Consider the following 12,492-nt stretch of genomic DNA (forward strand, 5'->3'; position numbering starts at 1 on the left):
GGAGAGAGGCCCCGCATGGGTTCGACAACTGCCGCGCTTCCGAAAAAGCTTCAAAACGCCATCACCGAACGCATGCGGCTGTCGCTGCTGCGCGGGGACACGCCGTTCGACAAGGCCCGGCTGGCGGATGCCGCCCAGTTCGTCGGCGAACTGGCAAGCCAGCGCACGCGCGGTCGGTCGGCAATGGCGATCGAGAGCATCAGCGACGAACGTCGGCTGACCCGTATCGCGATCATCAATGACGACATGCCGTTCCTCGTCGATTCGATCGCCGCGACCATCGCCGCGTTGGGTCTGTCGATCGACCGACTGGTGCATCCGGTCATCCCGGTGGAACGCGACAGCAAGGGCAAGCTCGAGGCGATTCCCGACGGCGATCCCGACGACGCATTCTGGGAATCGATGATCTACATCGAAGCGGCACGCGTCGACGCCAAGACCCGCCGCCAGCTTCAGGAAACGCTCAAGACGACGCTGGGCGATGTGCGCGCGGCAGTGACCGACTGGCCCGAACTGCAGAAGGCCATGTCGCAGGACGCCGAGCGCATTGCATCGGCGGACGCGGAAGGCGCCGAACTGCTGCAATGGCTCAATTCGGGCATGCTCACGCAGCTTGGCCATGTCACGCGCTATCGCGACGGGCGACAGGACGACGAACTGGGCATCTGCCGCAAGAGCGCGCGCGAATTGCTTGCCGAAGCCTCCTACGACCGCGCTTTCGCCTGGTTCGAGAATGCCAAGGACGATCGCCGCCCGTTGATCATCAAGGCGAACCATCTCAGCAACGTCCATCGCCGCGTTCCGCTAGACCTGTTCATCGTGCCGGTCACTCAGCAGGGGACGACGGTCGCGCTGTCGGTCCATGCGGGCGTTTGGACCAGCGCGGCGCTGGCAGCGCCCCCGCGGCAGGTGCCTCGCCTGCGGAACCAGCTCGATACGCTGCGGACGCGTCATGGCTTCGACGACACGGGCCATGCAGGCAAGGCGCTGGTCCACGCATTGACCACGCTTCCGCACGATTTGCTGATCGGCTTTTCCGAAAGCGATGTCGAACGCGTCGCGACCACCATGATGAGCCTGGTCGATCGCCCGCGCCCGCGGCTGGCGCTGGTCGAGGCACCGCTGGCACGCCACCTGTTCGCCTTCGTATGGCTGCCGCGCGACATGGTGGCGACGCAGGTGCGCATGGAGATCCAGACACTGCTCGAGGACGCGGCATCGGCGCGTCTGCTCGACTGGAGCCTCGAAGTCGAGGGCGGCAATCTGGCGACGATCCGCTTCGTGTTCGACATCCGCGATGGCGACACCGCTCCCGACGAAGCGCAGCTCGAAGAGCAGATGCAGACGCTGCTGCGTGGCTGGAGCGAAGCGGTAGAGGCCGAGCTCGGCACGGTCGAGGACGGATCGCGCGCTGCTGCGCTTGCAATGCGTTTCGCCGATCACTTCCCGACGGGTTTCCGTGGACGCTTCGGACCGCGCGAAGCCGCGCTCGATATCGCACGCCTGCACGATCTGGGCGCGAGCCTGGAAAGCGAGGAAATTGTCCGCGGCGCGCGAATGTATTTCTGCGAGCGCGAGAGCGACGGCTGCCTGCGTCTCAAGCTTTACCAGTCAGAGGGCAGCCTGCCCCTGTCCGAGGGTGTTCCCGCGCTGGAAGACTTCGGGTTCTACGTGCGGTCCGAAATGCCCACCGTGCTCGACGACGGTCGGTTGGGCACGATCCACGACTTCCTGCTCGATCTCAAGCCAGGGAGTGACCCCAAGGGGCTGGTCGATCGCGCCGGCGCGATCGAGGAAGCGCTCGCCGCCGTGCTCAATGGCGAGGCCGAGAACGATCCGTTCAACCGCCTGGTGCCCGAGGCCGGGCTCGCCGCGCGCGAGGCCAACTGGTTGCGCGCGTTCTATCGCTATCTGCGCCAGGCGGGCATGGGCTTCACCATTTATACCGTGGTCGATGCACTGGCGGCCGCGCCCGATGTCACGCGCGCGCTGATCGCGCTGTTCACCGCGCGGCACGACCCCGAATTCGGCAACGGTCGCGACAAGGCGATCGAAGAAGCACGCGCGGCGATCAAGCGCGGGCTGGCCAAGGTCAAGGCGATCAATGACGACCGCCTGCTGCGGCTCTACAATTCGCTGATCGACGCGATCCTGCGCACCAACGCCTTTGCCCCGGCTGCAGCCGAGGCGCTCGCTTTCAAGATCGATTCGGCCAAGGTGCCGAACCTGCCCAAACCGATCCCCTATCGCGAAATCTTCGTCTATTCACGACGCGTCGAAGGGATCCATCTGCGCAGCGGCCCGGTGGCGCGCGGCGGCTTGCGCTGGTCCGACCGGCGCGACGACTTCCGCACCGAAATCCTCGGCCTTATGAAGGCGCAGCGGGTCAAGAACGCCGTGATCGTCCCGACCGGCGCGAAGGGCGGCTTCTATCCGAAGCAATTGCCCAATCCAGCGATCGATCGCGAAGCCTGGGCCGCCGAAGGTCGCGGCAGTTACGAGACTTTCATCCGTACGCTGCTGTCGGTCACCGACAACATCGTCGACGATAAGGTCGTGCACCCGCGCGATGTCGTCATCACCGATGGCGAGGATCCCTATTTCGTCGTTGCGGCGGACAAGGGCACCGCGACCTTCTCCGATGTTGCCAATGCGATCGCCGAAGCGAAGGACTTCTGGCTCGACGATGCGTTCGCCAGCGGCGGGTCGAAGGGTTACGACCACAAAGCGATGGGCATCACCGCCAAGGGTGCCTGGGTCAGCGTCCAGCGCCACTTCCTCGAGATGGGCATCGATGTGCAGGAGGACCCGATCGAGGTGGTCGGCTGCGGCGACATGTCGGGCGACGTGTTCGGCAACGGCATGCTGCTGTCGCGAGCGATCAAGCTGGTCGCGGCCTTCGACCATCGCCACATCTTCCTCGATCCCGATCCCGATCCGGCGGCAAGCTGGAAGGAACGCAAGCGCTTGTTCGACCTGCCACGATCGAGCTGGGCGGATTACGATGAAGGCTTGATCTCGAAGGGCGGCGGCGTCTTCGCGCGCGACGCCAAGACCATCAAGCTGTCCAAGGCCATGCAGGCGAAGCTGGGCATCGAACAGGCGCAGATCGAACCCGAGGCGTTGATTTCCGCGATCCTGAGGGCACCGATCGACCTGATCTGGTTTGGCGGGATCGGCACCTACATCAAGGCCAGTCACGAGAACAATGTACAGGTCGGCGATCCAGCCAATGATGCGCTGCGCGTCGATGGCAAGGAAGTGCGCGCCAAGGTTATCGGCGAGGGTGCCAATCTCGGCATCACGCAGGCCGGGCGGATCGAATTCGCCATGGCCGGCGGCCGGTCGAACACCGATTTCATCGACAATTCCGCCGGCGTCGATTGCTCGGACAACGAGGTCAACATCAAGATCGCGCTCGCTGCAGCCAAGCGCAGCGGCAAGCTGAGCGAACCCAAGCGCGTCGCCCTGCTCGAATCGATGACCGAGGAGGTCGGCCAGATCGTTCTCGAAGACAATCGCCTGCAGGCGCTTGCGTTGTCGATCGCTGAATTCGGCGGTGCGCGGGCTATGGCTTCGCAGCGGCACATCATCGAGACGCTTGAGGCGGGGGGCAATCTCGACCGGCGGACCGAAGGTCTGGCCGACGACCAGACCCTGCAGCGCCGCGCGGCCGATGGCAGCGGCCTGACCCGACCCGAACTGGCGGTACTGCTGTCATCCTCCAAACTGGTTTTGCAGGACGCGATCGAGCGCGGGACACTGGCCGACGACGCGCTGCTCGAGGCGACTCTGTTCGCGGCCTTCCCCGTGCCGATGCGCAAGAAGTTCAAGACGCAGATCGAAACCCACCAGCTGCGCCGCGAGATCATCGCAACCAAGCTGGCCAACCGGATCGTCAACCGCATGGGCGTGGTCCATCCCTTCGAACTCGCCGAAGAGGAAGGGGCAGAGCTGAACCAGGTTGCAGCGGCATTCCTGGCCGCCGAACACTTGTTCGACCTGCCCGCACTGTGGGCCGCGATCGACGCTTCGACGATGCCCGAAAATGCCCGTCTGATGCTGTTCGATCGCATCGCCGCAGCGGCAGGTAATCTGATGTCCGATATCCTGCGCACTTCGGCGGGCAATGTCGATCCGGGTGCGCTGGTGGAAGAAATCGGCAAGGCGGTGACCAAGCTGGCGGGTGCGACCACGCAATTGCTCAGCAGCGAATCGCGGCTGCAATCCGATCGCCTGCGCGAACAACTCGTCTCGGCCGGGGCGCCGGAGGAACTCGCCGCCCGTGTCGCGCATCTGTACGATCTCGATGGCGCGGTCGGTCTCGCGAAGCTCGCGAGCGAGACGGGAATTCCTCCGATCGGCCTGACCGAAGCCTTCACCGAGGTGGGCCGCCGACTGGGCCTCGACTGGGCCCAGTCGACCGCTGCCTTGATGAGCCCCTCCGATGTCTGGGAACGCCTGCTGGTGTCGGGACTTGCGCGCGATTTCCAGCAAATGCGGCTCGACCTGCTTCGCCGACTGGCACGGCGCAAGGACGCGAAGAAGGACATGCCGGGCATCGTGGGCAAGTGGGCCGAGGAACAAGCGGTCGCAGTACGCAGTTTCCGCTCGATGATCGCGCGTGCGCAGGCGCAGTCCCCGGTCGCCCCGGCGATGCTCGCGCAAGTGGCCAGCATGGCGCGCAATCTGCTGGGCCGGTAGCGCTCCGCTTGACCGGCTGGCGATTTCGCGCCAGCCAGTGCGGCGATGGAACATTACGACGTCGTCATCGTGGGATCGGGGCATGGCGGTGCCCAGGCTGCAATTGCGCTCCGCCAGAACGGGCATGAGGGATCGATCCTCATGGTCAGCCGCGACCGCAATCCGCCCTACGAGCGCCCGCCGCTGTCGAAGGAATACCTCGCGGGCGAAAAGCCCTTCGAACGTATCCAGATCCGCCCCGAACAGTTCTGGGCGGACAAGCAGATCGATCTGCGGCTGGGCCGCAACGTCAACGACGTCGACCCCATGGCGCACGAACTCGGCCTCTCCGACGATACGCGGATCGGTTATCGCAAACTGATCTGGGCGGCCGGTGGCGATGCGCGGCGCATGTCCTGCCCCGGCAGCGATTATGCGGGCATTCACTACATCCGCACGCGGCGCGATGTCGATACGCTCCGCGGAGAACTGGGCGGGTGCGGCAAGCGCGCGGTCATCATCGGCGCCGGATACATCGGGCTCGAGGCCGCGGCTGTGCTGCGCAAGCTCGATTGCAAGGTAACCGTGGTGGAAATGCTCGACCGCGTACTCGCGCGCGTCGCCGGGCCTGAACTGTCCGAATTCTACGCAGCCTACCACCGCGAGCAGGGCGTCGACCTGAGGCTTTCGACCGGGGTCGAGACGATCGAAGGCGAGAACGGCCGCGTGACCGGTGTGGTGACCGATTCGGGCGAACGCATCGCTTGCGATGTCGTGATCGCGGGGATCGGCATCGTGCCTTCAGTCGGTCCGCTGATCGCCGCCGGCGCGGCGGGTTCGAACGGGGTCGACATCGACAGCTATTGCCGCACCACGCTCGACGACATCTATGCGATCGGCGACTGCGCCAGCCACGCCAATTGCTATGCCGACAACAAGGTCATCCGGCTGGAATCGGTCCAGAACGCCAACGACATGGCCACCGTGGCAGCGAAAGCCATCATGGGCGACAAGCAGGATTACGATGCCGTGCCGTGGTTCTGGTCGAACCAATACGACCTGCGCTTGCAGACCGTGGGCATCTCCATCGGCTACGATGCCACCGTGTTGCGCGGCGATCCTGCCGAGAAGAAGTTCAGCGTGATCTATCTGCGCGAAGGAGAGGTCATCGCACTCGATTGCGTGAACAACACGCGCGACTATGCACAGGGGCGCAAGCTGGTGATGGCGCATGCCGAGGTCGCCCCGGACACGCTCGCCGATGTCTCCGTCCCGCTGAAGGAGATGCTGTGATCGAAGCGGGCGACAATCGCCCGATGCTCGAAGGGCTGCGCGTGGTCGACATGACCTCGGTCGTTTTCGGGCCCTATTGCACCCAAATCCTCGCCGATTTCGGCGCCGAGGTTATCAAGGTGGAAGCACCCGGCGGGGATGTCTTTCGCCACGCGGCGCGTCCCGCACGCACGCCGGGGATGGCCCCAGGCTATATCGCGCTCAACCGCGGCAAGCAGTCGCTCCTGCTCGATCTCAAGCAGGATGCCGACCGAAGGATACTGAGCGACCTGCTGTGCGACGCCGACATCTTCATCCACAACGTTCGCGCCGAAGCGATCGCACGGCTGGGCTTCGACTACGACACCGTCCGTGAGCTCGCCCCCGACATCATCTACGCGCATTGCGTGGGATTCGGATCGGGTGGGCCCTATGCCGGGCTGCAGGCCTATGACGATGTCATCCAGGCCGCGAGCGGGACGGCAACACTGCTTCCGCGCGCCGATGGCGATCCTCGCCCACGCTACCTGCCTTCGCTGATCGCGGACAAGGTAGCCGGGTTGCACGCCGCCTATGCCGTGATGGGTGCGGTCATCCATCGCCTGCGCACGGGCGCCGGACAGCATGTCGAAATTCCCATGTTCGAGGCGTTCAGCAGCTTCATGCTCAAGGAACATCTGGGCGGCAACACATTCGACCCTCCGGTCGGCGATGCCTGCTACGCTCGACAGGTCGATCCGCATCGCCAACCCTTCCCCACCCGGGACGGGCATGTCAGCATCGTGCCTTACCGGCTCGATCATTTCACCAAGGTTGTCGCGTTGATGGGCGACGAAGCCTTTGCGACACAAGAACGCTTCGCCACGGTCGAAGGATTGGTGGCGGGCCAGCCCGAGCTCTACACGCGCATTGCCGAACTGAGCACAGACTTCGCAACCAGCGAACTTGTCGAACTGATGCATGCCAATGCGATCCCCGCCATGCCCGTACGCGACATGGCCGATATGGCGTCGGAGCCGCACCTCCACGCTTCGGGCTTTTTTCTGCGCCGCGAACATCCGAGCGAGGGAGCCATGGTCGAAATGCGCGAACCTTCGCGCTTTTCGGGATGGGATGCCCCCGATCCGGCGCCCGCCCCGCGACTGGGCGAACACGACAGCATCTATCGCTAGGCGGCGGTGAGCCGCTGCGCGGCCCATCGCGCAGCATCGGCGACGACCGAATCCGGATCGCTGCACAGGCCCGAGACCAACGGGAGTAGCTGCGCTGCGCCGCTATTGCCTGCAGCGTAGAGGCAATTGCGTACGAACCGGTCGCGGCCGATGCGCTTGATCGGCGAACCCGAGAAGAACTGCCTGAAGCCCGCATCGTCGAACTGGAGGAATTGCGCCAGTTCGGGCGCCTCGAGTTCGGCGCGGGGAGCCAGCTTGATATGCCGGTGCGCTGTGTCGGCGAACTTGTTCCAGGGGCAGACGGCAAGGCAATCGTCGCAGCCATAGATGCGGTTGCCGAGCGCGCCGCGAAATTGCTCGGGTATCGGCCCCTTGTGTTCGATGGTGAGGTAGGAAATGCACCGGCGGGCATCGAGCTGGTATGGCGCAGGGAAGGCATCGGTAGGGCACGCATCCTGGCAGGCGCGACATTGGCCGCAGCGGTCGGCATGGGGTGCGTCCGGTTCGAAGCGGAGCGTCGAGTAGATCGCGCCGAGGAAAAGCCAGCTGCCGTGGCTCCGGCTGACCAGATTGGTGTGCTTGCCCTGCCAACCGATTCCGGCGGCCTCGCCAAGCGGCTTCTCCATCACCGGCGCGGTATCGACGAAGACCTTGAGCTCGCTCACGGGTTCGCGTTCGATCAGCCAGCGCGCGAGCGCCTTGAGCGCCTTCTTGACCACATCGTGATAGTCGCGCCCCTGCGCATAAACCGAAATGCGCGCCTTCTCCGGGTCCTCTGCAAGTGCCAGCGGATCGATATCGGGCGCATAGCTCATGCCCAGCGCAATGACGCTGCTGGCTTCGGGCCAGAGCCCCTGCGGCGAAGCGCGCTGGGTCTTGCGGGCCTCCATCCATTCCATTGAACCGTGGCGGCCCTCGCCGAGAAACCGTTCGAGCCGTTCGGCGCGCTGCGCATCGGGTGTTGCCGCGGTGAAACCGCAGGTGGCGAATCCCACCCGGGTCGCCTCCGCACGCAGTTCCGCCTGCAACTCCGCATTAACCATGCTTGCGCGTACTCCCGTTCACTGCCAGCCCCTAGCCATGGCTGCATGCTTATCGAGACAGGCTCCATGACGCGCCCCGCTTCCGGGGACAACCGTTCGCTGGCAATCGAGGCCCGCGGACTGGTCAAGCGATTCGATGATACGCTCGCGGTGGACGGAGTGGACATAGAGGTGCCCGAGGGGGCGATCTACGGCATTCTCGGCCCCAATGGGGCGGGCAAGACGACGACCCTGCGGATGCTGCTGGGGATCATCGATCCGGACCAGGGCGTTCGGCGTATCTTCGGCAACGATCGCCCGCACGAAGTCGCCAAGCTGATTGGCTACCTGCCAGAGGAACGCGGGCTTTATCCGGCGATGAAATGCGACGAGGCGATCGCCTTCATGGGCGCGCTACGTGGTCTGTCCCTGGCCGAAGGGCGCGCCAGAGGCCGCGAATTGCTCGAGCGCCACGGACTCGGTCACGCCGTCGATCGCCAGATCCGCCAATTGTCCAAGGGCATGGCGCAGACCGTACAATTGCTGGGAACGCTGGTGCATCGGCCGCGGCTGGTCGTTTTCGACGAGCCTTTCAGCGGACTCGATGCGATCAACCAGGGCAAGCTCGAGGTGATGATCCGCGCATTGGCCGATGACGGCACCACCGTGATCTTCTCGACCCATGTGATCCATCACGCCGAACGCCTGTGCGACGATGTCGCGATCATCGCCGGGGGCAAGGTTCCCTATGCCGGTTCGGTGGACGTGGCACGTGATCGCATCCCCGCGCAGGTGCGGCTCGAGACGCGGAGCGGCGATGGCCCCTGGCGCGCTGCCCTGCCCGACACCGCGCGACACGACGCCAAGGCTGGCGGCAGCCATTTCTGGTATTTCCCCGTTCCCGAGACGGGAATCGAAGCGCTGCTCAAGCCGCTGATCGACGGCGAAGCGGGCATCCTCTCGCTTTCGATCGAGCGCGCGGGATTGCACGATGCCTTCGTCGAGATCGCAGGCGAAGCGGCCGCGCGGGCGCTGGCCGAAGAAACCGCGGCGGGAGCAAGCCGATGACCGATACCACCCGCCTTTCGCGGCTCGAGGCGGCGCGCGTCGTCGCTCGCCGGGATTTCCACGCCATCCTGTTCAGCCGCGCCTTTCTCTTCTTCCTGCTCGGCCCGCTGTTCCCAATCGTGATCGGTGCGCTGGCGGGAGGCATCGGAGGGCAGGTCCAGCGCGATGCGAATACGCGGCTGGTCGCCGTCGCCATGTCCGAGGCGGATACCGCTGCCATGCGCGATGCGCAGGCACGGCTTGCGCCGCAGATCGGCTCTGCGCTTCCCGAACTCGCCGCCACGGACAGTTCCGCCGCTCCCGAGACGATCCTGCGCGAGCCCGGCCGCAATTACGTCGCGGTCGTGAGCGGCTCGCTGGGCCGGCCCGAGATCACCGCCCCGGCGGACGCGATCGAGAGATGGCGCGGGCCGATCGCCATTCTGGTCGCGGAGGCAAGCGCAAGCGACAGCCGTTCCTATCCCGAGATCACTGCCAATCCGGTCGCCACCAGCATTGCCGCCCAGCGCAGCGACCGCATCCGCACGGCCCAGGCAGGGCAGTTGCTGCTGTTCCTGCTGATGATGCTGCTGGCGGGCATGGTCCTGTCCAATCTGGTGGAAGAGAAGGCCAACAAGGTCATCGAGGTTCTCGCTGCAGCGATCCCGATGGATGCGGTCTTCCTCGGGAAACTGGCTGCCATGCTTGGCGTCAGTCTCGTCGGCATCGCGGTCTGGGGCGCGGTCGGCAGTGCCATCGCGCTGCTTGCCGGAAACGCCTTACCGCAACTGCCCGAGCCCGCGCTCGGCTGGCCGCTTTTCGCGACGCTGGGCCTGCTCTATTTCGCCATGGGTTATCTGCTGCTCGGGTCGCTGTTCCTGACCATCGGCGGGATGGCCGCGACGGTGCGCGAAGTGCAGACGCTGTCTATGCCGGTCACCATGGCGCAATTGCTCGTTTTCTTCCTGGCTGCCTCGTCGATTACGCGTCCCGGTTCGCCGCTCGAACTGTTTGCCGCGATTTTCCCGCTCTCCTCGCCCTTCGCCATGCTCGCGCGTGCCGCCCAGTCGGACGCGCTATGGCCGCACGCGCTTGCACTCGCCTGGCAGGCGCTTTGCGTATTGGTGTTCGTCCGGGTCGGAGCGACCATCTTCCGCCGCCGGGTGATGAAATCGGGCAAGGGTGGGCGCGCTATCAGGGGCCATGTCGGCGGGACGACCTCCGCCTGAGCCGTCGCACCTCGTTGCGATTGGGTGGCGAATTGCAACGCACTATTGACACATGTGTCAGTTAAGGCAGGATGGTGGCAATCAGAGAGAGCGGCGTCGAGAGTCGCTCCTGCGAGGAGAGAATACATGGCAACCGCCGCTATCGAACGTCCGCAGTGCCGCACGACGCCCAGTGCCTACCAGGCACTCAAGCAGCATTTCGCCGAGCATCCCGAGGACAAGCTCAACCATCCGCACAAGTGGGACGTCAGCCGCAGCGACATCTATGCCGAGAACACCTGGCACCCGATCTTCCGCGAAATGCGCGAGGCCGGACCGCTGCACTACATTCCCGAAAGCCCGTTCGGTCCCTATTGGGCGGTGGTCGGCCACAAGGCGATCCAGCATATCGAGGCCCTGCCCGACACCTTCTCTTCCAGCTGGGAGCATGGCGGGATCACCATCCTCAACCGGCTGACCGATGAGGAACTGGCCGAGGCGGGGATCGAGGAGCGGCGCGAACTGCCGATGTTCATCGCCATGGACCGCCCGCAGCACACCGGCCAGCGGCGCACCGTCGCGCCCAAGTTCACGCCCAGCGGCATGGCCGAGATGGAAGGCGAAATCCGCCAGCGTACCGGCGAACTGCTCGACAGCCTGCCGCGCGGCGAAGTGTTCGACTGGGTCGACAAGGTTTCGATCGAACTGACCACGGGCATGCTCGCGATCCTGTTCGGCTTCCCTTGGGAAGACCGCCGTCTGCTCACCTTCTGGTCCGATTGGGCGGGCGATACCGAACTCGCCACCGTGCGCGATCTCGATGAAATGCGCTGGGGCTTCCTCAACGAGATGGCGGCCTATTTCCAGTCGCTGTGGATCGAGCGCACGCACGACAAGGAACCCGGTGACGATCTCATCTCGATGATGATCCACTCCGAGGCGATGAACCAGATGAGCCCGCAGGAATTCATGGGCAATCTGATCCTGCTGATCGTGGGCGGCAACGACACCACGCGCAATTCGATGAGCGGCTTCGTCTACCAGCTCGACAAAAACCCCGAGCAGCGCAAGCTGTTCGAGCAGAACCCCGACGTGATCCCCAATGCGGTGCAGGAAATGCTCCGCATGCAGACTCCGCTGGCGCATATGCGCCGCACCTGCACCGAGGACACCGAGGTGTTCGGCCAGACCATCAAGAAAGGCGAGAAGGTCGTTCTGTGGTATCTGTCGGCCAATCGCGACGAGGAGGTGTTCGAGAACCCCGACAAGCTCGATCTCACGCGCGAGAACGCTCGCCGCCATATCGCCTTCGGCTACGGCATCCATCGCTGTGTCGGTGCACGGCTGGCGGAGTTGCAACTGCGGGTCCTGCTCGAAGAAATGCACAAGCGGCGCATGCGCGTTCATATCGCGGGCGATATCGAGCGCGTTCGCGCCAATTTCGTCCATGGCTTCCGCAAACTCGAGGTCGAGATCACCGAATTCTGATCCGGCCGGGCGTAACCTTTGGCGGCTTTCAAGCGTAGGTTCAGGCGTGGGGTTTTACCGTCCCACGCATGGACCGAGGCATGATGACGCAACCGAACTGCAACCGCCGTGGGCTTCTGCGCTGGATAGGCGCATCCGCGAGCCTCTCGGTACTGGGCGCCTGCGGATCGGGTCGTGCGGAAGCCAAGAGCTTTCCCGTGCGCCTGACCGAGACCCAGTGGCGCAAGAAACTGTCGAAGCAGGAATTCTACCTTCTCAGGCAGGCGGGAACCGAGCGGGCCTATTCATCCTCGCTCAACGATGAAAGCCGGCCGGGCACCTTCACCTGCGCCGGATGCGGCAATGCGCTGTACAGTTCGAAGACCAAGTACGATTCACGCACCGGCTGGCCCAGCTTTTGGCAGGCCATCGACCGGGGCGCGGTGGGCACCAGTACCGATTACAAAATCGGCTACCCGCGAACCGAAGTTCACTGCGCGGATTGCGGTGGCCATCTCGGGCACATCTTCAACGATGGCCCGAGACCGACCGGCAAGCGGCATTGCATCAACGGCGCAGCATTGGATTTCAAGCCAGCTTGAGCGGGCAGCCAGCCGGAGC

Annotated in this window: 8 protein-coding genes; 7 read left to right on the forward strand and 1 reads right to left on the reverse strand. The window is 64.6% G+C overall.

The genetic code is table 11. The features are described from left to right. Positions 1 to 15 precede the first annotated feature (15 nt). From FHS69_RS09010 to FHS69_RS09020, 3 genes are read left to right on the forward strand one after another with little or no spacing between them, the layout of a single operon-like run. On the forward strand, positions 16 to 4,704 hold the full coding sequence (locus FHS69_RS09010; RefSeq protein WP_166777424.1) for an NAD-glutamate dehydrogenase: 4,689 nt from the start codon (positions 16 to 18) through the stop codon (positions 4,702 to 4,704). A gap of 45 nt (positions 4,705 to 4,749) precedes the next feature. Then, on the forward strand, positions 4,750 to 5,976 hold the full coding sequence (locus FHS69_RS09015) for an NAD(P)/FAD-dependent oxidoreductase (RefSeq protein ID WP_166777425.1): 1,227 nt from the start codon (positions 4,750 to 4,752) through the stop codon (positions 5,974 to 5,976). After that, positions 5,973 to 7,127: a CaiB/BaiF CoA transferase family protein gene (locus tag FHS69_RS09020; RefSeq protein ID WP_341801734.1), complete on the forward strand. Its 1,155-nt coding sequence runs from the start codon at positions 5,973 to 5,975 to the stop codon at positions 7,125 to 7,127. Before FHS69_RS09015 ends, FHS69_RS09020 begins: the two co-directional genes overlap by 4 nt. On the opposite strand, the gene queG is transcribed toward FHS69_RS09020, so the two are convergent. Beyond that, the gene (gene queG, locus FHS69_RS09025) at positions 7,124 to 8,170 is read right to left on the reverse strand and encodes a tRNA epoxyqueuosine(34) reductase QueG (protein ID WP_166777426.1); all 1,047 of its coding nucleotides are present in this window, start codon (positions 8,168 to 8,170) and stop codon (positions 7,124 to 7,126) included. The two genes, FHS69_RS09020 and queG, sit on opposite strands and share 4 nt — an antisense overlap. Positions 8,171 to 8,236: 66 nt before the next feature. Between queG and FHS69_RS09030 the strand changes: the two genes are divergently transcribed. The 4 genes from FHS69_RS09030 to msrB all read left to right on the forward strand — a co-directional run bounded on the left by FHS69_RS09030 (position 8,237) and on the right by msrB (position 12,473). Next, the gene (locus FHS69_RS09030; protein WP_067501163.1) at positions 8,237 to 9,217 is read left to right on the forward strand and encodes an ABC transporter ATP-binding protein; all 981 of its coding nucleotides are present in this window, start codon (positions 8,237 to 8,239) and stop codon (positions 9,215 to 9,217) included. After that, positions 9,214 to 10,425 (forward strand): ABC transporter permease, encoded by a 1,212-nt coding sequence (locus FHS69_RS09035; protein WP_166777427.1) that lies wholly within the window; start codon positions 9,214 to 9,216, stop codon positions 10,423 to 10,425. The genes FHS69_RS09030 and FHS69_RS09035 overlap by 4 nt, the downstream gene beginning before the upstream one ends. A 126-nt stretch (positions 10,426 to 10,551) precedes the next feature. Continuing rightward, entirely contained in the window at positions 10,552 to 11,892 is a 1,341-nt protein-coding gene (locus tag FHS69_RS09040; protein WP_166777428.1) for a cytochrome P450, read from the forward strand. Between the two features lie 83 nt (positions 11,893 to 11,975). Next, positions 11,976 to 12,473: a peptide-methionine (R)-S-oxide reductase MsrB gene (gene msrB / locus FHS69_RS09045; protein WP_166777645.1), complete on the forward strand. Its 498-nt coding sequence runs from the start codon at positions 11,976 to 11,978 to the stop codon at positions 12,471 to 12,473. The last annotated feature ends 19 nt before the right edge of the window (positions 12,474 to 12,492 follow it).

This window comes from Qipengyuania flava, from assembly GCF_011762005.1.
GTDB classification, from domain to species: domain Bacteria; phylum Pseudomonadota; class Alphaproteobacteria; order Sphingomonadales; family Sphingomonadaceae; genus Qipengyuania; species Qipengyuania flava.

Coding starts and splice junctions, on each gene's coding strand:
- FHS69_RS09010 (WP_166777424.1), top strand. CDS start 16: ATGGGTTCGACAACTGCCGCGCTTCCGAAAAAGCTTCAAAACGCCATC.
- FHS69_RS09015 (WP_166777425.1), top strand. CDS start 4,750: ATGGAACATTACGACGTCGTCATCGTGGGATCGGGGCATGGCGGTGCC.
- queG (WP_166777426.1), bottom strand. CDS start 8,170: ATGGTTAATGCGGAGTTGCAGGCGGAACTGCGTGCGGAGGCGACCCGG.
- FHS69_RS09030 (WP_067501163.1), top strand. CDS start 8,237: ATGACGCGCCCCGCTTCCGGGGACAACCGTTCGCTGGCAATCGAGGCC.
- FHS69_RS09035 (WP_166777427.1), top strand. CDS start 9,214: ATGACCGATACCACCCGCCTTTCGCGGCTCGAGGCGGCGCGCGTCGTC.
- FHS69_RS09040 (WP_166777428.1), top strand. CDS start 10,552: ATGGCAACCGCCGCTATCGAACGTCCGCAGTGCCGCACGACGCCCAGT.
- msrB (WP_166777645.1), top strand. CDS start 11,976: ATGACGCAACCGAACTGCAACCGCCGTGGGCTTCTGCGCTGGATAGGC.